Here is a 20,578-nt window from a genome sequence, read left to right as displayed (position 1 = left end):
CAATGGAACGCAGCATCGAAGGAGCACGATGAAGGTAGTGGGCGTTTCCCTGTTTGTCACCCGGTTGCCGTTGGTGCACGGTTTCGAGACCAGTTCTCACCGCAAGAGCCACCTCGACCACATCGTGGTGCGTCTGACCGAAGAATCCGGCGCGATCGGCTGGGGCGAGATCGCATCGGCGAGCGACCCCTTCTACTCCTCGGAGACCGTGGACACGGCCCTGCTCGTCGCGAAGAAGTACATCGTCCCCGCGATCATCGGGCACGAGTGGGAGACGCCGGCCGAGCTGGCGACGACGTGGGCACGCATCCGCGGCCACGAGTTCGCCAAGGCCGGCTTCGACATGGCCGCGTGGAGCCTGTACTCCGGAGCGCGCGACGAACCGCTGTCTGTGGCGCTGGGCGGCACCCGCGCCGAGGTCGCCGCGGGGGTCTCCCTCGGCATCGAATCGTCCATCGACGCCCTGCTCGCCGAGGTCTCCCGCCATGTCGACGCCGGATACCGCCGGGTGAAGCTCAAGATCAAGCCGGGCTGGGACATCGGTCCCGTTCGGGCGGTACGCGCCGCCTTCCCGAAGCAGGACGTCCATGTGGACGCGAACGGGATCTACGCGGATACCGACGAAACCACGGCCCTGATGCGCGGTCTCGACGAATTCGGCCTCAGCATGATCGAACAGCCGTACGCACCCCGCAATTTCGTCGCCCATGCCAGGCTCCAGGCCACCCTGGAGACCCCGATCTGCCTCGACGAGGGAGTCGTGGACCTCGACGACATCGGCACGATGATCGCCCTCGGCGCCGGCCGGATCCTGAACATCAAGGTGTCGCGGATGGGCGGTCTCACCGTCGCCCGCGCCGCACACGATCTCGCGAGGGACGCGGGCATCCCGGTGTGGTGCGGCGGCATGCACGAATTCGGCATCGGGCGTGCGGCCAACGTCGCCCTGTCGTCGCTACCCAACTTCAGCTACCCGTCCGATGTGTCGGCGTCGGAGAAGTATTACGCGAAGGACATCATCGACCCCCCGGTCACCGCGGTCGACGGCATGGTGACCGTTCCCACCGGGCCGGGTCTCGGCTACGCGGTGCTGCCCGACTGGATTTCCGAGAACACGATCAGCCACGAGCACTATGGAGCAGAACGATGAGCACAGCAGACACGAATCCCGTTGCGACGAACGCGGACGCCTCGCCCACAGACGGGGCGGACCCCCGCGTGCTGTTCATGCTGGACGACCCGACCCAGACCGGTACGGATGCCTCCGCGCTCGCGTCCTCGGTCCGTCGCGCCGACCCGTCCGACCCGCAGATCTCGGTGCTCGACCTCGCCGTGACCCGCGGCGACGGCATCTTCGAAACGCTCGACGCCATCGACGGTTTCGGCCAGGCCCTCGAGCCGCACCTGGCCCGTCTGTCCAATTCGGCCAGGTTGCTCGACCTGCCGGCTCCGTGCCTCGACCTCTACCGCGAGGGCATCCGCCAGGGAATCGCAGCGTCGACCCACCAACGCCTGTCGGTCAAGCTCGTGCTCACCCGCGGCATCGAGGGCGCCGGCCGGTGCACGGGCTGGGTCTTCGTCGACCCGGAACCCGACTTCACCGAGGCGCGCACCCACGGCCTGAAGGTGGTCACCCTCGACCGCGGTTACCGCCACGATGTCGCCCAGACGTCCCCATGGTTGCTGCAGGGAGCGAAGACCCTCTCCTACGCGGTGAACAAGTCGGTCTACCGTGAGGCGGAGCGCCGGGGAGCCGACGACGTGATCTTCATCAGCAGCGACGGGTTCGTCCTGGAAGGGCCGACATCGACAGCCGTGCTGCAGTTCGGCAGGCACCTCGTCACGCCGTCGACCGACCAGGGCATCCTGGCCGGCACGGCACAGGCCGCCTTCTTTGAGTACGCGGAGACGAACGGGCTGACCACCGAGTACCGCACCGTCACTCCCGACGAGCTGCATGCCGCAGACTCCGTCTGGCTCGCCTCGAGCGTGCGGCAGATCGTGCCGATCGTCGAGATCGACGGGGTCGCCCGCGGCTTCGACGCCCAGCTCCACACCGCGGCGCTGGACTATCTGGTCACTCGCCGCAGCTGAGGCCCTGCTGTACGACCTCGCGATCCTCGCGGCCCCGTGCGTCACGGGGCCGCGGGGATCGCGAGGGCCGCCACGATGTCCTCCGCCCGCGCCCAGTACGCCGCGTAGTGCTCGGGGTCGGCGTTGACCTGGACCGCGTGGGCAAGCAGTGTCGGCTCCATCTCCTTCCAGCCGGCGACCTTCGTCAGCTTGGTGAAGAAATTCTGCGCAGAGACGTAGGGGTCCATCCGGTCGGCCAGTGTTCCCCAGGCGCCGTTGTCGCGCTGCTGGAACAGCCCGCGGCTGTCGGCACCTGCCGCGTCGCCGTGGTCGAGCACCCGCAAACCCGACTCGCCCAGGGCCGTCATCACGCCGACGGTCTGGGTGTGCGTCCCGATCCCGAGATCCCGCCCGGCATTCATGATGTGCGCGGCATTGACCAGGCGGTCCTGGCAATAGCCGGCAACAGGCCCGGCGGGCACGGTGATCGCGCCGACGACGACGGGGTCGGCGGTCGGACAGGTGACCGCGGTTCCGGGGACGGCGCCGATCCCCAGACCCACGAGGTTCCAGCCGGTGAAGCCGAGAACGGCGCAGAGTGCCACGGCCATACCAATGATCGCGATCCCGCGCGTTCGTCTGCCGTCCTGCCGTTCCAGCTGGGGCACGACGACTCCCTTCGCGAGCATCATTCGACGGCTGTCGACGAGGTACCCAGTGGGGTACCTCACGACGTTAGCCAGTGAATCTATGCGCCAGCCCTGAGCCCGCCCGTCTGTCCCGTCTGTGCAGTCTGTGCAGTCTGTGCAGTCTGTGCAGTCTGTGCAGTCTGTGCAGTCTGGCCCACCTGGCCCGTGCTCTGGTCGACCAGCCAGTCGAGCAGGAGGCCGCTGGCTCGATCGTGACCACCGTCCACGCCATGTTGGAGGTCATGCCAGAGCTGCGGTGCGCTGCCGGCGATGCCGCGATCGGCGATGAATCCCGTCAGGGGGCAGGCATCGATGAGGAAGGAATGCGGGGATCCCCAGCGGGTGAATTGCCAGTGATACGCGAGCGCGCCGAGCTCGGTGTGCAGTCGGACGGCTCGGTCAGGAAGATGGAATCCCTCGGGAAGCCCGAAACCTGCCGCCCAGGACGGCACGTCCGCGGCCGGCATCGGGCGTGCGAAGTAGTAGCCCTGGCCGAGTGAGGCTCCGAGCACGGATGCCGCCTCGGCGAGGCCGGCATTCTCGATCCCCTCCAGAACAACGGTCGCACCCATGTCTCGACCCATCTGGGACAGGGTCGCAATGAGGCTGAGTGTCTCGACCGGTTTCGTGGCGACGCCGGCGAGCAGTCCGCGGTCGATCTTGATCGAGTCGAACGGCAGCTGGACGAGCCGTTTCAGGCTGCTGTGGCCCGAGCCGAGGTCATCGAGGGCGAGCCCGACGCCGAGGCCGGTGAGCTCCTCGAGCACCGCGCGCGAGGCCGCCGCATCCAGCTCCTGCGTCTCGAGCAGTTCGAGGCTGAGCCGGTTCGGGGCCAGACCGTACCGACGCAGTGCCTTCGCGACCCATCGGGTGCACAGGGGGTGCAGCAGTGTCGACGGGGCCAGGTTCACCGAGACATCGAGGGCCAGTCCGTCCTGCTCCCACCGGGCGACCCAGCCGAGGGCCTCGTTGAGACCGATCCGGAAGAGCTCGTCGAGGTCGTTGCTGCCGAGTTGCGGCACGAAGCTGTCCGGCGGAACGACGGTGCCGTCGGCGAGGGTCAGCCGGGCGAGGGCTTCGACGCGACGAGGGGTCCCGTCGACCAGGCCGATGATCGGCTGCATGTACATCGACAGTCCCCCGGCGAACAGGCGTTCCCGGAGTTCGCGGGATCTCTCCCCGCGGCGGAAATCCGTCGCGGCCATCGTCGTGTCCCAGTCGACAACCGGTTCCGTGGGAGCGAGCCGCCACCATGCGTCCGGACGCGAAGAATCCGAGCCGGGTTCCGGGAGCGCCTGGCTTGCCAGCCGGAGGACGTGTGTCCCGGAACTCCGGGCGGGAAACGGCGTGATCCCCATGGTCATCCCGAGCATCACGGACTCGCCGTCGACCGGGAACGGGGTCTCGACGGCTTCGTGCAGGCGCTCGAGCCGGGCGGCCAGCTCAGGCGATGCGTCGTCGCAGAGGCCCTCGAGGACGACAACGAACTGGTCGCCGCTGAAGCTCGCGAGGTAGTCACCCTCCCGGAGCCGGCCCTTGAGGCGGCGGGCGAATTCCGCGAGCACGTCATCGGCTCCGGAGAATCCGAACGAATGCCGGACCCCTCGGAAATGGTCCAGGGCGATCAGCCCGAGCCCGGCGCGGTCAGGGCGGCCGGTCGGAGCGGCATCCGTTGATCGACGTTGCAGGTACGACTCGAAGCCGAAACGGTTCGGCAGGCCGGTGACGGCGTCGTGGCCGGCTTGGAAGTCCAGCTTCTCCTGGAGGGTGATCCTGGTATTGATATCGCGCTGCACACTGACATAGTGCGTGATCTCGCCGGCGGGGTCCCGGAGCGGCACGATGCTCAGACCGTTCCAGAACGGCGAGCCGTCCTTGCGGTAGTTGAGAATGTCGCCGTCGAACCCTTCACCGGCCTCGAGTGCACGCCGGATCGCCCCCCGGACGTCGGCGCTGGACCCGGGTCCCTGCAGAAGCCGACAGTTGGTCCCGAGGATCTCGTCCTCGCTGTACCCGGTGATCGCGGTGAACGCTGCGCTGACGTGCAGGATGTTCTGCGCCACGTCGGTGATCAGGGAGACGGTGGACGTCGCGGCGAAGGCCCGGGCGAGCAGCTCAGCTCCGGCGCCGGGCACCGCGTTGTTCCCGACCGGTTCGGATCGGTTCGGAAAGATCGGACTGACCATGCGATTCATACATCCCCCGAGCGCAAGCGCCGCCAGACCCCAAAAATGGACGGACGCGCTCTCACTCTAGACCGGGAGAGGACCCGCGGCATCTGGACGAACCGCGGGCCTCGTCGCGGCGGCCTGCGCCGAGGACTTCACGCTTGTATCCTCGGGGGAACCAGCCCTGCCACCGAAACGGATGTGGATATGACGATCGACATTGCGAGCCAGGCCTTCTCCATCGTCCGGAAGCGGCATCCGCTGTGGAGCTGAGCCCGTATCGCCCCGCCCCGCGCGCCGAACTGATCTCCGTCGGTTCGACGTATGCCGTGCAGGGCCTCGGCTACGCGGTGGTCGTGACCTCCCTCCCCACCATCCAGGCACGACAGTCCCTCGACGCCACCCTGGTGGCCCTGCTCCTTCTCGGAGTCTCCCTTGCCGCGGCGGGCGGTTCCGTTCTCGCCGACGCGATCGCCGTCCGCCGCAACAGCAAGGCGGCGTTGCTGAGCGGCATCGCCGCCCAGGCCGTCGGGTTCTTTCTGATGGCGACCGCGCAGCCGGCCCCGATCTATGTGGGTGCCGTGCTCGTCTTCGGTGTCGGGCTGGGAGCCGTGGATGCCTCGACCGCGATGCAGGGCGTCCTCGTCCAGAGGGGCAGGCCCCGACCCCTCCTCGGGCGGTTCTTCGCCGCGTACACCCTCGCCGCGATCGTCGGGGCATTCCTGATGGTCGCGCTCGTGGAGACCCCGGCCGGCGCCGGTGCAGCCCTCGCGATCGTCGGCATCGTCGATGTTCTCGTCATCGTCGCCGGCTGGCGGCTCCTCGACACCGGTCACGCGGCCCGCGCCCCCGGCCACGCCCGCGATGCCACCCGCATTCCGCGCTGGCCCGTCTTCGTGATCGGGGCGCTCATCCTCGCGGCGTTCGTCGCCGACTCCGCTGTGAGCACCTGGAGCAGCGTCTATCTCAGCGGCACGCTGCACACGGCGGCGTGGGCTGCGCCGCTCGGCTATGCCGCGTACCAGATCGTGGTGCTCGTCTCACGGCTCGGCGTGGACTATCTCGCCCGCCGCACCGCCCGCACGGTCATCGCGACATCGGCCATCGCCTTCGGTGGAATCGGATTCGTCGTGATCGCCCTCGTCCCGACCAGCGCAGGCGCGATCATCGGCTTCGCCCTCACCGGCGTCATCGCGGGAGCACTTGTCCCGCTCTCCTTCGGGGCCGCCGGCGACGTTCTGCCCTCCCGCAGCGACGAGACCATCGCGAGGGTGAACCTCTTCAACTACGCGGGCGCCATCCTCGGCACCGTGATCGTTGGGGTTGTCGCGGATCAGACCGGTTTCGGTCTCGCCTTCCTGATCCCGCTCGTCATCCTCGTTTTGGTCCTGCCCGCCACCCGAGCCCTGCGCAAGCCGAAAGGCATCCCCCTCGAGGCGCCCCAGCCCGGTTGAGCCCGGCATCTGTTCCCGGTCGACGGTCTTACTCGCGAGGCCTTGCCCCGCACCTCGAAAAATGAAATCATGTTGTCACTAGATGGAAATCTTCTCGGACTAGCCTGAGCGGATTCTCTCGAAAGGTGCTGACATGAGCGCGGACGCTCCGGAATCCACGGGTACCAGGACCGTCGAGCGCGCGCTCGGTCTCCTCGCCTATGTGTGCGAACACGGTGCCGTCTCCCTGACCGAAGCCGCCCGCGGCAGCGACCTGTCGGTCTCGACCACCCTCCGGCTGCTTCGCACCCTCGAGACAACCGGGTTCGTCTCCCGCGATGACAGCGGCGACTACCGCCCGGGAAGCATCACCATCCGCCTCGGCGCCCAGGCGCTTTCCCGGGAGACCATCGTCTCCGTCGCGGAGCCGAAGCTGCACGAGATCGTCGAGCTCACGAGCGAAAACGCCTACCTCGGGCTGCCGTCGACCTCGGACACCATGCTGTACGCGGCCGGCGTGCAGGGGACCCATCCGGTGCAACTGGCCAATTGGGTCGGCCGGGTGATTCCCCGCTCGACAACGGCGGCGGGCACGGCGTTCGCCGGCCGGGTCGGCGTCCACGGGTATGCGGTCGTCCGAAGCGGAGCAGACCATGACTCGACTGCGATCGCCGTCCCCGTCCACTCGGTCGGCACCATCGTCGCAACGCTCTCGGTCGTGATCCCGAACTATCGCGTCACCGATCCCGGCCTCGAAAGCATCGGCGCTCTCCTCGTCCGGGTCGCCGGCGAGATTTCCGAACGGCTGGGTTCCGACCCGCTGCCGAACCAGACCTGATCCAGCCAGCCAGCATCAACCAGCATCAACCAGAAGGAAGAAAATCGTGGCCCAGAAGCATCTCCCCCGTCCGGTCCGTGCAGCCAGGGGCACCACCCTGACCGCGAAGAGCTGGCAGACCGAGGCGCCGTTGCGCATGCTGATGAACAACCTCGACCCCGAAGTCGCCGAGCGCCCCGACGATCTCGTCGTCTACGGCGGCACCGGGAAGGCCGTCCGCAGCTGGGAGGCGTTCGACGCGATCGTGCGCACCCTCCGTGAGCTCGAGGACGACGAGACCCTGCTCGTGCAGTCCGGCAAGCCGGTCGGGGTCTTCCGCACCCACACCTGGGCGCCTCGGGTGCTGATCGCGAACTCAAACCTCGTCGGGGACTGGGCGACGTGGCCCGAGTTCCGCAAGCTCGAGCAGGCCGGGCTGACCATGTACGGCCAGATGACCGCCGGTTCGTGGATCTACATCGGCACCCAGGGGATCCTGCAGGGCACGTTCGAGACTTTTGCCGCGATCGCGGACAAGCGATTCGATGGCACGCTCGCCGGAACCCTCACCCTCACCGGAGGGGCCGGCGGCATGGGCGGCGCCCAGCCCCTCGCCGTGACGATGAACGGCGGCGCGGTACTCATCGTCGACGTCGACCCTGCGCGCCTGCAGCGCCGCGTCGACCACGGCTACCTCGACGAGATGACGGACGACCTCGACGACGCCGTCGCCCGGGTCCTCGCCGCGAAGGCGGAGCGCCGGGCGCTCTCCGTCGGACTCGTCGGCAACGCCGCATCCGTCTTCACCGAACTGCTCGAACGCGGAGTCGCGATCGACATCGTCACCGACCAGACCAGCGCACACGACCCGCTCAGCTACCTGCCGGAGGGCATCAGCGTCGCCGATTGGCACACCCGCGCCGCCGCGGACCCCGAGGACTTCACGATCCGGGCGCGGGCATCGATGGCCAAGCACGTCACCGCCATGGTCGGGTTTCGCGACGCCGGAGCCGAAGTGTTCGACTACGGCAACTCGATCCGCGCGGAGGCCGTGCTCGGCGGCTGCGAGCGGGCGTTCGAGATTCCCGGCTTCGTGCCCGCCTATATCCGGCCGTTGTTCGCCGAGGGCAAGGGGCCGTTCCGCTGGGCCGCGCTCTCCGGGGATCCGGCCGACATCGCCGCGACCGACCGGGCGATCCTCGAGCTCTTCCCCAACGACGCGAAGCTCGCGCGCTGGATCCACGGCGCCCAGGAGAAGGTGCAGTTCGAGGGCCTGCCCGCCCGGATCTGCTGGCTCGGCTACAAGGAACGGCACCTCGCCGGGCTCAAGTTCAACGAGATGGTGGCCTCCGGCGAGATCAGCGCCCCGATCGTGATCGGGCGCGACCACCTCGACGCCGGATCCGTCGCCTCCCCCTACCGCGAAACCGAGGCGATGAAAGACGGCTCGGACGCGATCGCCGACTGGCCGCTGCTGAATGCCCTTCTCAACACGGCGTCGGGCGCGACGTGGGTGTCGATCCACCAGGGCGGTGGCGTCGGCATGGGCAGGTCCATCCACTCGGGCCAGGTCACCGTTGCCGACGGCACGGACCTCGCCGCGCAGAAGATCGAACGGGTGCTGATCAACGACCCCGGCACCGGGGTGATGCGCCATGTCGACGCCGGTTACGAGCGTGCCGCCGCCGTTGCCCGCGAGCGCGGGCTGCGCGTGCCGATGTGGGAGGGCGAATGACGGAGTCGGCCACCACCGGCACGGGGCCGGCAACCGCGCACGGCCTGCTCTCCGGCCTCGACGAGATCGCTGAGATCGGCAGGGACGCCCGGCGCGGTGGCTACTCCCGGCACCTCTGGCAGCCGGCCGACCGTGAACTGCGCGACTGGTTCGCCGAACGCGCCGTCCGGCTCGGGCTCGACGTGGAGATCGACAAGAACGGAAACACCTGGGCGTGGTGGGGCCCGCGCGGCGACGATGCGATCGTCGTGGGCAGCCACCTCGACTCCGTTCCCGGCGGCGGCGCGTACGACGGCCCCCTCGGCGTGGTCAGCGCCCTCGAGGCGATACACCGGTTGCAGGCGAGCGGGTTCCGGCCCGCACGCCCCTGCGCCGTGCTGGTCTTCGCCGAGGAGGAGGGCTCCCGGTTCGGCATCGCCTGCCTCGGCTCCCGGCTGATGACCGGCGCACTCGACGCCGATCGAGCCCGCGCTCTCGTCGACGCGGAGGGTATCTCGCTCGGAGCGGCGGCATCCGCTGCCGGGATCGACCCGGCCCGCCTCGGCGAGGACCGAACCGCCCTCGCTCGCATCGGCCTGTTCGTCGAGCTGCACGTGGAGCAGGGTCGCGGGTTGATCGACCTGGGCAGCCCGGTCGCGGTCGCCTCGTCGATCCTCGCGCACGGGCGCTGGCGCGTGACCTTCACCGGGGAGGGCAACCACGCCGGTGCCACGCGGATGACCGACCGCCGGGACCCGATGCTCGCGGCCGGCCGCTCGATGCTCGCCGTTCGCGATGCCGCCGTCGCGAACCCCGGATCCCGGGCCACGATCGGCCGGATCGAGGCCGTGCCGGGCGGCACCAACGTGATCTCCTCGCAGGTCGCGGTCTGGCTCGATGCCCGGGCCACCGAGGACGCCGCGGCGCGGGACCTCGTCACGGAGATCACCGCGCGGGTCTCCGAGGCCGCCGCAGCGGAGGGGTGCACGGCGGTTGTCGTCGAGGAATCCTGGAGCGGGGCCGTCGCCTTCGACCCGGCGCTGCGCGACCGGCTCGTTCGCTCCCTGCACGGCGTCCCCACGCTCCCCACTGGGGCCGGCCACGATGCCGGCGTGCTGTCGAGTCGCCTGCCCACCGCGATGATCTTCGTGCGGAACCCGACCGGCATCTCCCATTCACCGGAGGAGTTCGCCACCCTCGATGACTGCCTCGCCGGCGTCGCGGCGCTCGAGCAGGTTCTCCGGGAGCTGCTGTGACGCCGGAGAGCACTGTGTCATCGGAGAGCACTGTGACGTTCTGGTGCGCGACCGCCCTGGTCGACGGCGCGCCCGTGGACGCGGTGCGGGTGCACGCGGCGCCGGACGGGACGATCGCCCGGCTCGATCGGGGCGTTCCGGCGAGCGCCGGCGACACGGTCCTCGGCACCGTGGTCCCCGGAATGGGCGACGCGCATTCGCACGCCTTCCATCGCGCCCTGCGCGGACGCACGCAGGCGGACGGCGGCGACTTCTGGCGCTGGCGAGAGAATATGTACGCCGCGGCATCCGCTCTGGACCCCGACCTCTACTACGAACTCGCCTCGGCGGTGTTCGCCGAGATGCTCGTCAGCGGTTGGACGGCCGTCGGCGAATTCCACTACGTGCACCACCGGCAGGACGGCCGGCCGTACCCGGACGCTCACGCGATGGAGCTCGCGGTTGCGGCCGCCGCGCGCGACACCGGGATCCGCCTGACCCTGCTCGACACCTGCTACCTGCGCGGAGGCGCCGATCGCCCGCTCTCAGAGCTGCAGCGGCGGTTCGGCGACGGCTCGGCGGAGGCCTGGCTTCAGCGCTGGGAAAGTCTGTGGGACACCCTCGGTACCGGCGCTCGCACTCTGGCCGGCCCTGGCCCAGCAGTCACGCTCGGAGCCGCCCTGCACTCGGTGCGGGCCGTGCCCCGATCGGCGATGGCGACGATTCTCGCCGGGCTGCCGCCCACGGTGCCGCTGCACATCCACCTCTCCGAACAGCCCCAGGAGAACGCGGAGTGCCTCACTGAATACGGCCTCACTCCGACCGGCCTGCTGCACGAACTCGGCGCGCTCAGTCCGCGGCTGAGCGTCGTGCACGCGACCCACCTCACCGACGCGGACATCAAGCTTCTCGGCAACGCCGGGGTGACGGCCGTGTTCTGCCCGACCACAGAGGCCGACCTGGGGGACGGGATCGGGCCCGCTCGACGCCTGGCGGATGCCGGCGCCCGGCTTGCCCTCGGATCCGACCAGAACGCGGTCGTCGACCCGTTTCTCGAGGCCCGCGGCCTCGAGGCCGGCGAACGTCTCGCCTCCGGTCGGCGCGGCCGCTTCTCACCACCGGAACTGGCCGAGACGCTCACCCGCGGCGGCTACGCGTCGCTCGGGCTCGGGACCGGCGGGCTGCAGGTCGGTGCGTGGCTGGACCTCGTCGAACTCGACACCGCCTCGGTCCGCACCGTCGGCGCGGGTCCCGACCAGCTCCCGCTTGTCGCTACCGCGAGCGATGTGCGCCGCGTCATCGTCGGCGGACGTATCATCGCGAGCGACGGGCTTCTCGTGTCGCCCGCTGCCGACCCCGCAGTCCTGCTCGGTGCGGCCCTGCACCGGCTCGACGACACCATCGAGCGCACGAACCCGGCCCGCCTGATCCCGAAGGAACGCGCATGACCTCCGAACTGATCACCGATATCGGCGAGCTGAGCACGTTCGCCGACCACGAGGACCGTCGCGCGAACGCCGCGCTCGTGATCGAGAACGGCAGGATCGCCTGGATCGGCGACGCCGAGCATCCGCCCGTCGCCGACGTGCGCACGAGTGTCGGCGGGCGGGCCGTGCTGCCCGGCTGGGTGGACTCGCATTCCCACCTTGTCTTCGCCGGCGACCGTTCGGCCGAATTCGAGGCGCGCATGGCCGGCACGAAATATGCCGCCGGCGGCATCAGCACCACGGTGAACGCAACGAGGGCCGCGACGGATGCCCAACTCGAGTCCAATCTCCGAGCCTTGCGCGACGAGGCGCGGGCGCAGGGAACCACCTTCCTCGAGACCAAGACCGGCTACGGCCTCGACGTGGACACCGAGCGCCGCTCCGCCGAGATCGCTTCGCGCGGAGCGGACGTGGTGACCTTCCTCGGCGCGCACCTGGTTCCGGAGGGCATCAGCGCCCGCGACTACCTCGACCTCGTGACCGGCCCGATGCTCGCCGCCGTCACTCCGTGGGTCAGTTTCATCGACGTGTTCTGCGAGCGCGGGGCGTTCGACGTCGAACAGTCCCGCGAGGTCCTGCTCGCCGGCCGGGCGGCGGGGCTCGGCCTGCGGGTGCACGGCAACCAGCTCGGCCATGGCGGAGGCGTCGCCCTGGCCGTCGAGCTCGGGGCGGCGAGCGTCGACCACTGCAACTACCTGACTCCCGCGGACCTCGACGCCCTGGCCGGGTCGGACACCGTGGCGACCGTGCTGCCTGCCTGCGACCTGTCCACCCGGGAACCGCTCGCGCCGGCCCGCGCGCTCCTCGACGCGGGTGTCACCGTCGCGATCGCGACCAACTGCAACCCCGGCACCTCGTACACGACGTCGATGCAGTTCTGCATCGCGACGGCCGTGCTGCAGATGCACCTGACCGTGGAGGAAGCCGTGCGAGCGGCCACCCGCGGCGGCGCCCGCGCCCTCGGGCGTGACTCGGGGGCCGATGCCGTCGGCTCGCTCCGGGTCGGCGGTCGCGCCGATCTGCAGGTGCTTGACGCGCCCTCGATCTCGCACATCGCCTATCGACCGGGAGTGCCGCTCACCGCCGCCACCTGGCTCCTCGGACAACGTCTGCCCCCGGCGGTGGTTCGTGCCGCCCGTGCAGCCTTCTGATCCGGTCTTCCGCGCGCGCGCCCGGGTTCCTGTCGCCTGGCGCAATGGCGGAGGCTGGACCAGCACGGTGGCTGCAGCGCCCCGAGCGGCGACGATGGACAACTTCGACTGGCGGGTCAGCATCGCGACGATCGCCGGCGACTCGGTCTTCTCCGAGTTCGCCGGCTTCGACCGATACCTCGTCCCGCTGTCCGAGGCCGGGCTCGACCTGACCATCGACGGCGCGGCGCAGCACGTCCGCCAGTACGAGGTCTGCGCCTTCCCCGGGGAGAGCGTGGTCTCGTCGACCGGGTCGGCGGAGAGCTCCGACGACCTGAACCTGATGCTGCGCCGCACTGCCGCGACGGGTTCCCTCCGGGTCGAGCGTCTCACCGGCCCGTTCTCGGTGAAGCCGGGCCCCGACGAGAGCGTCCTGGTCGTCGTCCTCGAGGGCGAGGTCGAGATCGGCGGCGCGCCAGGCACGAACGTCCGCACCCTTGGCCTCCGCGACGCCTTGCTCGCCACACCGGGACGGGATCGGACGCTCCGCGGCGAGGCCATCCTGGCCCTCGCATCCATGGCCGCGAGGTAACCACGGTGTCCCTGAACGCGATTCGCCGAGAGGCAGGACCGGTAGCCGGTGTGCGACGAGAACCGCGAATCACCGTCGCGTGACTTGATCGGCCCGGTCAGTCGCGGTTGGGTGGTCCGGTGAGAACCTGATGGGCGCGGTGTCGGTTCGGTGTCCGCCAGAGTCTTGCGGGTCGATGAGTCCGGGGGCCCGCACTTGGGGTGAGCCCTTCAGCATGCGGATCTCCCACCCCGAGGTATCGATCGTGTGGTGATGGAACCAACCCAGCAGCACCCCGTTGTCCACTGTCGTCGGGCCGTCCTTCGCCCACGGCTTCACTTGGTGCACCTCGGCCCAGTGCGCGGGTGCTTTGCAGCCGGGGATGATGCAGCCGCCGTCGCGGGCGGTGATCGCCCGGCGTTGCGCCCGGTTGAAGTACCGTCGCTCCGGACCGAGCTTGAGCACCTGGTTGTTCGCCCCGAACAGGACACCTTGGAAGCCGCCGTCGACGTGGGTGAGGTTGCCGGTGAGCCGGGCAGCGGGCCGCCGACCGCGGACAGGCCGGCCGCATTCTCAGCGCGGGCGACTGGCCGCACACTCGCCCTACTGGTCGAAGGCGTTCACGAAGCCAACGCTCGCCGCCGAGATTTCGGCGCGCGCGGCATCCTGGGAGATGGACGGTTGGCCATCTCCGGACTGCTGGCCGTAGTCGCCGAAGAACGCGTGCACGCCGCCCTCGATCACCAGATAGCCCGCATCCGCCGGCAGCGACGCTTTCGACGCGCTGATCTTGTCCGGAGTTGCCAGGCCGTCGTTCGTGCCGGAGATCGACAGCACGCTGGCCTTCAGCCCGCTCAGGTCGTTCGCCGGGTAGGAGGCGAAGAACAACAACCCGACGACCGGGTCTGTCGACGCACCGGCGAAGGACTGGGCATCCATCGCCGCGACCGTCCCGCCGAGCGAGTGGCCGCCGACGACCCAGCGGGTTACCGGCGGATGCCCGGCGCGCGCCGACCCGAATGCTCCCGTCGAGAGGAACGCGATGCCGAAAGGCTGCTTGGGGATGACGACGACGTGGCCGGCCTCGGCGAGCGGGCGGAGAACCGCAGCGTAGGCGCGAGCGTCGACACGAGCGCCCGGCTGGAAGAATACTCCGACCTCGCTCACGGCTCCCGTCGGTTGCAGAACGATCTGGTCGGCCGTCTCGGTCACGGTCACCCGTGCGTCTGAATGCATCGCCGACAGGGCCGGCTCGACCGCCGTCGACGGCACGATCCACCAGGCCAGTGCGATCACCCCGAGCGAGAGAACGCCGAGCACGCCCCGGATCACCTTCCATCCGCGGTGGCGCACCGCCCGGGCGAGCCAGGAGCGCACGGCGATCACAAGGCTGACGATGAAGGTGAGCACAAGCAGGATCAGGTATGCCGGATGACCGTGGACGAGCATCGATCCCGTCGATGCCGCCGCCCAGACCGTGACGATCACGCCGAGCGTGGACACGATGCGGGTGATCCAGAAGAAGACCCTGTCGCCCCGGGTGGTCGCGGCCTCGGTCGCTGACTGGATGTTGCCTGCCTCGCTCATGGGGAAATTATCCCAGCGGCACTGGTCACGAAGCTACCTAAATACATTAGGTAAAACTGAGTTACCATTAGGCAAAAGGGAGCATTCATGGCACGCGCAGGATTGACCGCGGACCGCCTCACCCAGGCGGGCGCTGACCTCGCCGACGAAGTCGGATTCGACAACGTCACGCTCTCGGCGCTCGCCCGGCTCTTCGACGTCAAGGTCGCGAGCCTGTACTCTCACGTCACCAACTCGCACAACCTCAAGACCAGGATCGCCCTGCTCGCCTTGCAGGAGCTCGCCGACCGGGCAGCGGATGCCGTGGCCGGCCGCGCCGGCAAAGACGCCCTGGTCGCGCTCGGCAACGTCTACCGCGACTATGCCCGCGAACATCCCGGGCGTTACGCCGCCATGCACTTCCGGCTCGACCGGGAGACCGCGATCGAGAGCGCCGGCGTCCGCCACTCCGCGATGACCCGCGCGATCCTGCGCGGCTACGACCTGACGGAACCGGACCAGACGCATGCCGTCCGGCTGCTCGGCAGCGTCTTCCACGGCTTTGCGACCCTCGAGCTGGAGGGCGGATTCGGCAAGAGTTCCCCCGACTCCCAGGAATCCTGGACTCGCACCCTGGATGCCCTCGACGCCCTGCTTCGGGCCTGGCCGGCGCCCGACTGACTCCCGCACGGCCCCGCAGAACTTCCCACCATCTCCGAGTTCCCCCACTAGAAGGCCCACAGATGTCCTCCCACCACGACTGGATCACCACGCCCATCATCGCCGACCTCGTCCGCGGCGCCCTTGATTCGGAACAGACCGTCCACGGTCTGCTCCCGCACCGCCTGCCCGCCTGGGCTCGCGGCTACGCCGACCCGCAGCTGGCCACCATGGAAGCCCAGCCCTCCGGGGTCCGACTGGCCTTCAGCACCCGAGCGACCGACCTCGAACTCGACGTACTCCCCACCAAGCTGGTCTACCTGGGCGCCCCGCCACGCCCGGTCGGCGTGTACGAACTCCTTGTGGATGGGCGACTGGCCGGCCAGGCCGTCGCGACGACCGGCATCACCGTCACCGTCGATATGGCCACCGGCGCCACCACGAACCACGTCGGGCCGGTCAGCACCCTCCGCTTCACGGGCCTGCCGGATCACCTCAAGACCATCGAGATCTGGCTCCCGCACAACGAAAGAACCGAACTCGTCTCCCTCCGCTCCAACGGCACGATCGAGCCCGCACCGGCGACAGGGAACCGGGTCTGGCTGCACCACGGCAGCTCGATCAGCCACGGCTCCAACGCCGTGAATCCCACCGAGACCTGGCCTGCGCTCGCCGCCTCGAGCGGCCAGGTGGATCTGGTGAACCTCGGCTTCGGCGGCAGCGCACTGCTCGACCCCTTCATCGCCCGCACCATGCGGGACACTCCCGCCGACCTGATCAGCGCCAAAATCGGCATCAATCTCGTCAATCTTGACCTGATGCGCCTGCGCGCCTTCGCCCCTGCCGTGAACGGCTTCCTCGACACCATCCGCGACGGCCATCCGGCGACACCGCTACTGCTGATCTCCCCCATCCTCTGCCCCATCCACGAGGACATCCCCGGACCCGGCGCGTTCGATCGTGCGGCCCTCGCCGCCGGGCGAATGCAGTTCGTGGCCACCGGGGACCCGGCCGAGACATCCACCGGGAAGCTCACGCTCACCGTCATCAGGACCGAGTTGGCGCGTATCGCTCGGCAGCGGGCGGCCACGGATCCCAACCTGCACTACCTCGACGGCCTCGATCTCTACGGCGCCGCTGACTTCGCCGAGCATCCGTTGCCCGACCGCCTCCACCCGGATGCCGCGACGCACCACAGCATCGCCGAGCGCTTCGCCCGACTCGAGTTCGGCGCAAAGGGGGCCTTCGCCGCCTGACGACTCCCGTTGCGGCGGTCGGACCGAGCGGACCGGCCGAGTCGGGCCGGTCCCGCCGGTCTCGTCACACCTGGTCGTGGATCGTGACGACGTAACCATCCGGGTCACTGAATGAGAAGGTAAGACCGAAGGGACCGGGGGCCGGGACGGTGACGATCGCGACTCCCGCCTCGGCCAGGACGTCGTGCACGGCCTGAGAGTCGTCGGCGTGCAGCCAGAGCGCCACCCCGGCCCCGGCCCACGGGCGCACCGTAGCGAGGTCGAACCCTGGCATCGGTTCCCGAACGGCGAAGGCGATCGGCTGCGTGGCGAAGACGACGGCGTGGGGCGGGCTCACGGGCGCGCGCCGCAGCCCGAGCAGCGTCTCGTAGAAGTTCGCCGACCGCTCGAGGTCGCTTACCTGCAGCGCTAGAAAATCGGGTCCGGTGACAGTCATGTTTTCTTCTCCTCGTCGAATCCCGCGTGTCAGGATCCTTACATAGCCATTGTGTGTCAGGATGCTGACATGAGTCAAGTGGAGAAGGTCGGCGATCTGGCCGTTTCGGTGGGTTACCTGCTCAAGCAGACGGCGACGGCACTGCACGCCTCAATGGACGCGGTTCTGCGCCCGCAGGGCCTGACCGTGTCGCAGTACTCGGTACTCGAGTTGCTCGGGCACGAGCCGGAACAATCGAACGCCGACCTCGCTCGCGGCGCGTTCGTGACGCGCCAATCGATGAACGAGGTGCTTCGCGGCCTCCAGGATCGTGGCCTGGTCGCTCGCGCCGACGTCGCCGAACACGGCCGGGCACGGCCGACGCGCCTCACTCCGGCGGGCAGTGAGGCCCTGGCGGGTGCGAGCGCGGCCGTCGCCCGCGTCGAAAAACGGATGCTGTCGCCCCTGTCGAGCGCGGAACACGCGGCACTCGTCGCCCGGCTCATCGCCTGCCGGGATGCCCTCACCGGCGACGGCGCTCACACTGGCGGAGACGCCGCGCGGTAGCGTTGAACCATGGCTGAACTGTCCGAGACACGTGTCGCCGTCTACATCGATTTCGACAACATCATCATTTCCCAATACGACAACGTGCATGGTCGTGGTGCCTTCATCAAAGAGAAGGCCCGCACCGCCACCGGCAAGACCGTGGAACGACTCCAGGAAGCCACCGTGAACATCGGTGCGGTTCTCGACTTCGCCTCGTCGTTCGGAGCCGTCGCGATCAGCCGTGCGTATGCGGACTGGGCCGCACCCGCGAACACCCGGTACCAGAAGCAGCTCGTCGACCGCGCGGTCGATCTCGTGCAGCTTTTCAACACCTCGGGCACCAAGAACGGCGCGGATATCCGTCTGGCCATCGACGTCGTCGAGGACCTGTTCCGGCTGCAGGACATCTCGCATGTCGTGATCGTCGCCGGCGACTCCGACTACATCCCGCTTGCCCAGAGCGCCCGGCGCCTGGGCCGCACGGTCATCGGGATCGGTGTGCAGGGCTCGACCAGTGCGGCGTTCAAGAACGCCTGCGACGAGTTTTCCTACTACCACGACCTCGTTGAAGACCTCGGGGAGGACCTCGCCGACGAGGTCGTCGAGGACATCCCACACTCCACCCGGACAGCGGCCGTCGAGCCACCCGCGCCAGACCTTGCGAAGGAGGCTCGCAAGCTCCTCATGCGCGCACTTCGTGGACGGGCGAATGACGACGTCGACGGCTGGATGGCAGCATCCGCTCTCAAGCAGCAGATGAAGCGCCTCGACCCTGGATTCGATGAGAAGAAGATCGGCTTCAAGTCCTTCACCGATTTCCTGAAGGCGCAGCGTTCCATCGCCGAGCTGCAGGAGGACGGCCAGTCCCGCCGCGCGCGGTTGCGCAACCGGGCCTGACGGTCGACGCGGCAGCGACTTCAGCTTCGGCCGCGGCCGCTGCGACCTACGCGAATGTCGCGTCGAGCGCTGCCGCGAGGTCGGCGATCAGGTCGAGGGGATCCTCGAGCCCGACCGAGAATCGAAGGTGCCCGAACTCGCGGAACGGCGCAGGGTACGCCGCCACTCGCGGTCCGCTCGTGCCGACATGAACGATCAGGGACTCGTCGTGGCCGAGCGATACGGCCGAGGTGATCACCCGGAGCTGGGAGACGAAGCGGTTCTGCGTCTCGGGATCACCGGCGACGGCGAACGCCAGCATCGCACCATAGCCCCGGCCGGCGAACTGCCGCGCGGCGAGCTCGTGCTGCGGATGACTCTCGAGCCCGGGGAACGCGACGAACGCGATCCGCGGGTCGGAGTCGAGGAACTCAGCGACCAGCTGGGCCGACTCGAAATGCTGCCGGAGGCGAAGTGGCAGCGTCACCGACCCGCGGGTGATCAGCCACGCGTTGAACGGCGAGATCACCCCGCCGACGTCGACCATCGCATCCGCCTTGATGCGCTGGATCAGCTCCCGGGAGCCGATCACCGCGCCGCCCATCGCGTCGCCGTGACCGTTGATGTACTTCGTCAGGGAATGGACGACCAGGTCGGCGCCGTCGGCGAGAGGTCGATAGAACGGGGGCGGAGTGAAGGTGGAGTCCACAACGAGCAGCGCCCCCGCCCGATGGGCGATCGTCGCCAGGGCCGCGATGTCGGCGACCCGGGTCGTCGGGTTGGCGATCGCCTCGGTGTGCACGAGCCGCGTGTTCGGTCGAATCGCCGCAGCGACCGCGGCGAGGTCACTGATATCGACGAACGTGGCCTCGATTCCGTACTTGTCGGGAAGCAGCTCGGTGAACAAGCGCCACGTTGCCTCGTAGCTGACATCGGCGACCACGACGTGGTCCCCGGAGCGCAGATACGTGAAGAACACCGCATGAAGAGCCGCAACGCCCGACGCCAGGGCGACGGCGTCTTCGCCACCGTCCAGGGCAGCGAGCTTCGCCTGCAGGCCGAGTTGGTTCACTCCGGAGTTGCGGGTGTAGAGCGGCACGTCCGTCCCCGACCAGCTCACTGACGACGGGTCATCCGGCAGCGCATAGGAGTTCGCCATCACGATCGGTGTGCGAATCGCCCCCGACCCCGCGTCGATCGTGTTGCCCGCATGCACGGCCAGAGTCGAGTCTTTCAAGGACAGCGGATCGTGCTTGTCAGGACGAGTGTTCACCATGGCCCCACGCTACGGGAACAGCCCCGCCTCCTGTATTTTCATGTCGTTGGAATCCGCTTGATGCTCCTGGGGCTTGGCTGATCGGCACCAAACCCGACGACAAGCGGTGGTCCTCCACTCAGCCCCTGCCTCTCCTCAACAAAGTGGTTCTGACCGGGTTATCCACAGGTGGTTCGTGGGGTGGCGGATGTCCCGGGAATGTCGGTTGTGGTCCGTAGAGTGACCGGCATGACAGCTGAAGAACGCTCAGAATCGCATCTGGAAAGCACAGTGGACAGCACAGTGGAGAGCACGGCGGAACCCCCGCCCGGGACCCCTCCCGACCCGAATGTGAACCCACCGCACCTCGGTCTCGTTGAGCCGTCCCTCGCCGAGGTCTATGACGCGATCCGGGACGCGGACCGCGAGATCAATCAGGCGACCGCTCGCCGGGCAGCCGCGATCTATACCGCCCAGCGGGTGTTGGCCGATGTCGGCCGGGCCCGCGCAGAAGCGGCAGAACTCGCCGGCGGGAGGCGCCCGCTGTGGTCGCCGGAAGAAGCCACGAAGGAGGAGTTCGCCTGCGAGGTCGGGGCCCTGCTCCGGCTGCCGCGGCGCACGGCCGAGACCCTGATCGAGGCCAGCCGCACCCTCGCCGAAGACCTCCCCGCCACCCGGGAAGCC

Annotated in this window: 20 protein-coding genes; 14 read left to right on the top strand and 6 right to left on the bottom strand. The window is 68.9% G+C overall.

All coding sequences use genetic code 11. The annotated features are described in order from the left end of the window. Window positions 1-28 precede the first annotated feature (28 nt). Together menC and QN350_RS11845 are read left to right on the top strand one after the other, a co-directional pair. Window positions 29-1,150, top strand: a complete 1,122-nt coding sequence (gene menC, locus QN350_RS11850; RefSeq protein ID WP_322137832.1) for an o-succinylbenzoate synthase — start codon at window positions 29-31, stop codon at window positions 1,148-1,150. After that, window positions 1,147-2,094 carry an aminodeoxychorismate lyase gene (locus tag QN350_RS11845; protein ID WP_322137833.1) on the top strand — a complete coding sequence of 316 codons (948 nt, stop codon included), beginning with the start codon at window positions 1,147-1,149 and terminating at the stop codon, window positions 2,092-2,094. The genes menC and QN350_RS11845 overlap by 4 nt, the downstream gene beginning before the upstream one ends. Before the next feature lie 41 nt (window positions 2,095-2,135). Here the strand turns inward: QN350_RS11845 and QN350_RS11840 are convergent, their stop codons facing one another. After that, the gene (locus QN350_RS11840; protein ID WP_322137834.1) at window positions 2,136-2,804 is read right to left on the bottom strand and encodes a hypothetical protein; all 669 of its coding nucleotides are present in this window, start codon (window positions 2,802-2,804) and stop codon (window positions 2,136-2,138) included. A 17-nt stretch (window positions 2,805-2,821) separates the two neighbouring features. Next, window positions 2,822-4,948 (bottom strand): EAL domain-containing protein, encoded by a 2,127-nt coding sequence (locus tag QN350_RS11835; RefSeq protein ID WP_323516418.1) that lies wholly within the window; start codon window positions 4,946-4,948, stop codon window positions 2,822-2,824. 245 nt (window positions 4,949-5,193) lie between these two features. On the opposite strand from QN350_RS11835, the gene QN350_RS11830 reads away from it, so the two are divergent. The 7 genes from QN350_RS11830 to QN350_RS11800 all read left to right on the top strand — a co-directional run bounded on the left by QN350_RS11830 (window position 5,194) and on the right by QN350_RS11800 (window position 13,338). Continuing rightward, the gene (locus tag QN350_RS11830) at window positions 5,194-6,384 is read left to right on the top strand and encodes an MFS transporter (RefSeq protein ID WP_322137836.1); all 1,191 of its coding nucleotides are present in this window, start codon (window positions 5,194-5,196) and stop codon (window positions 6,382-6,384) included. Between the two features lie 133 nt (window positions 6,385-6,517). Next, window positions 6,518-7,201 (top strand): IclR family transcriptional regulator, encoded by a 684-nt coding sequence (locus QN350_RS11825; protein ID WP_281535712.1) that lies wholly within the window; start codon window positions 6,518-6,520, stop codon window positions 7,199-7,201. Between the two features lie 46 nt (window positions 7,202-7,247). Beyond that, complete coding sequence (gene hutU / locus QN350_RS11820; RefSeq protein ID WP_322137837.1) at window positions 7,248-8,915, top strand: urocanate hydratase; 1,668 nt, start codon at window positions 7,248-7,250, stop codon at window positions 8,913-8,915. Next, window positions 8,912-10,150 carry an allantoate amidohydrolase gene (locus QN350_RS11815; RefSeq protein WP_322137838.1) on the top strand — a complete coding sequence of 413 codons (1,239 nt, stop codon included), beginning with the start codon at window positions 8,912-8,914 and terminating at the stop codon, window positions 10,148-10,150. Before hutU ends, QN350_RS11815 begins: the two co-directional genes overlap by 4 nt. A gap of 32 nt (window positions 10,151-10,182) precedes the next feature. Further along, window positions 10,183-11,577, top strand: a complete 1,395-nt coding sequence (locus tag QN350_RS11810; RefSeq protein ID WP_322137839.1) for a formimidoylglutamate deiminase — start codon at window positions 10,183-10,185, stop codon at window positions 11,575-11,577. Beyond that, complete coding sequence (hutI, locus tag QN350_RS11805) at window positions 11,574-12,767, top strand: imidazolonepropionase (protein ID WP_322137840.1); 1,194 nt, start codon at window positions 11,574-11,576, stop codon at window positions 12,765-12,767. Before QN350_RS11810 ends, hutI begins: the two co-directional genes overlap by 4 nt. Further along, a complete protein-coding gene (locus QN350_RS11800; RefSeq protein WP_322137841.1) occupies window positions 12,754-13,338 on the top strand; it encodes a HutD family protein in 585 nt (194 codons plus the stop codon). Before hutI ends, QN350_RS11800 begins: the two co-directional genes overlap by 14 nt. Window positions 13,339-13,407: 69 nt before the next feature. Here the strand turns inward: QN350_RS11800 and QN350_RS11795 are convergent, their stop codons facing one another. Next, entirely contained in the window at window positions 13,408-13,782 is a 375-nt protein-coding gene (locus tag QN350_RS11795) for an HNH endonuclease signature motif containing protein (protein ID WP_322137842.1), read from the bottom strand. Between the two features lie 138 nt (window positions 13,783-13,920). Continuing rightward, window positions 13,921-14,904 (bottom strand): alpha/beta hydrolase, encoded by a 984-nt coding sequence (locus QN350_RS11790; RefSeq protein ID WP_322137843.1) that lies wholly within the window; start codon window positions 14,902-14,904, stop codon window positions 13,921-13,923. Window positions 14,905-14,991: 87 nt separating this feature from the next. On the opposite strand from QN350_RS11790, the gene QN350_RS11785 reads away from it, so the two are divergent. Continuing rightward, complete coding sequence (locus tag QN350_RS11785) at window positions 14,992-15,564, top strand: TetR/AcrR family transcriptional regulator (RefSeq protein WP_322137844.1); 573 nt, start codon at window positions 14,992-14,994, stop codon at window positions 15,562-15,564. Between the two features lie 62 nt (window positions 15,565-15,626). After that, complete coding sequence (locus tag QN350_RS11780; RefSeq protein ID WP_322137845.1) at window positions 15,627-16,799, top strand: GDSL-type esterase/lipase family protein; 1,173 nt, start codon at window positions 15,627-15,629, stop codon at window positions 16,797-16,799. Window positions 16,800-16,863: 64 nt separating this feature from the next. On the opposite strand, the gene QN350_RS11775 is transcribed toward QN350_RS11780, so the two are convergent. Further along, on the bottom strand, window positions 16,864-17,235 hold the full coding sequence (locus tag QN350_RS11775) for a VOC family protein (protein WP_322137846.1): 372 nt from the start codon (window positions 17,233-17,235) through the stop codon (window positions 16,864-16,866). Window positions 17,236-17,304: 69 nt separating this feature from the next. Here QN350_RS11775 and QN350_RS11770 point away from each other — a divergent pair, with 69 nt between their 5' ends. Then, window positions 17,305-17,781: a MarR family winged helix-turn-helix transcriptional regulator gene (locus QN350_RS11770; RefSeq protein WP_322137847.1), complete on the top strand. Its 477-nt coding sequence runs from the start codon at window positions 17,305-17,307 to the stop codon at window positions 17,779-17,781. 9 nt (window positions 17,782-17,790) lie between these two features. Beyond that, complete coding sequence (locus QN350_RS11765; protein ID WP_323502569.1) at window positions 17,791-18,660, top strand: NYN domain-containing protein; 870 nt, start codon at window positions 17,791-17,793, stop codon at window positions 18,658-18,660. A gap of 46 nt (window positions 18,661-18,706) precedes the next feature. Here QN350_RS11765 and QN350_RS11760 read toward each other — a convergent pair whose 3' ends face one another. Next, complete coding sequence (locus QN350_RS11760) at window positions 18,707-19,915, bottom strand: aminotransferase class I/II-fold pyridoxal phosphate-dependent enzyme (protein ID WP_322137849.1); 1,209 nt, start codon at window positions 19,913-19,915, stop codon at window positions 18,707-18,709. Window positions 19,916-20,143: 228 nt separating this feature from the next. On the opposite strand from QN350_RS11760, the gene QN350_RS11755 reads away from it, so the two are divergent. Next, window positions 20,144-20,578: hypothetical protein (locus QN350_RS11755; RefSeq protein WP_323516413.1), on the top strand; the 435-nt coding region annotated here is incomplete at its 3' end.

Source organism: Cryobacterium sp. 10I5 (assembly GCF_035019865.1).
GTDB lineage: Bacteria > Actinomycetota > Actinomycetes > Actinomycetales > Microbacteriaceae > Cryobacterium > Cryobacterium breve_A.
The sequence above is the reverse complement of the archived record's forward strand: the minus strand, read 5'-3'. Positions and strand labels throughout refer to the sequence as shown.

Bases quoted from the DNA above. Each gene is read 5' to 3' on its own strand.
- menC (WP_322137832.1), top strand. From the start codon at position 29: ATGAAGGTAGTGGGCGTTTCCCTGTTTGTCACCCGGTTGCCGTTGGTG.
- QN350_RS11845 (WP_322137833.1), top strand. From the start codon at position 1,147: ATGAGCACAGCAGACACGAATCCCGTTGCGACGAACGCGGACGCCTCG.
- QN350_RS11835 (WP_323516418.1), bottom strand. From the start codon at position 4,948: ATGGTCAGTCCGATCTTTCCGAACCGATCCGAACCGGTCGGGAACAAC.
- QN350_RS11825 (WP_281535712.1), top strand. From the start codon at position 6,518: ATGAGCGCGGACGCTCCGGAATCCACGGGTACCAGGACCGTCGAGCGC.
- QN350_RS11815 (WP_322137838.1), top strand. From the start codon at position 8,912: ATGACGGAGTCGGCCACCACCGGCACGGGGCCGGCAACCGCGCACGGC.
- hutI (WP_322137840.1), top strand. From the start codon at position 11,574: ATGACCTCCGAACTGATCACCGATATCGGCGAGCTGAGCACGTTCGCC.
- QN350_RS11790 (WP_322137843.1), bottom strand. From the start codon at position 14,904: ATGAGCGAGGCAGGCAACATCCAGTCAGCGACCGAGGCCGCGACCACC.
- QN350_RS11785 (WP_322137844.1), top strand. From the start codon at position 14,992: ATGGCACGCGCAGGATTGACCGCGGACCGCCTCACCCAGGCGGGCGCT.
- QN350_RS11780 (WP_322137845.1), top strand. From the start codon at position 15,627: ATGTCCTCCCACCACGACTGGATCACCACGCCCATCATCGCCGACCTC.
- QN350_RS11775 (WP_322137846.1), bottom strand. From the start codon at position 17,235: ATGACTGTCACCGGACCCGATTTTCTAGCGCTGCAGGTAAGCGACCTC.
- QN350_RS11770 (WP_322137847.1), top strand. From the start codon at position 17,305: ATGAGTCAAGTGGAGAAGGTCGGCGATCTGGCCGTTTCGGTGGGTTAC.
- QN350_RS11765 (WP_323502569.1), top strand. From the start codon at position 17,791: ATGGCTGAACTGTCCGAGACACGTGTCGCCGTCTACATCGATTTCGAC.
- QN350_RS11760 (WP_322137849.1), bottom strand. From the start codon at position 19,915: ATGGTGAACACTCGTCCTGACAAGCACGATCCGCTGTCCTTGAAAGAC.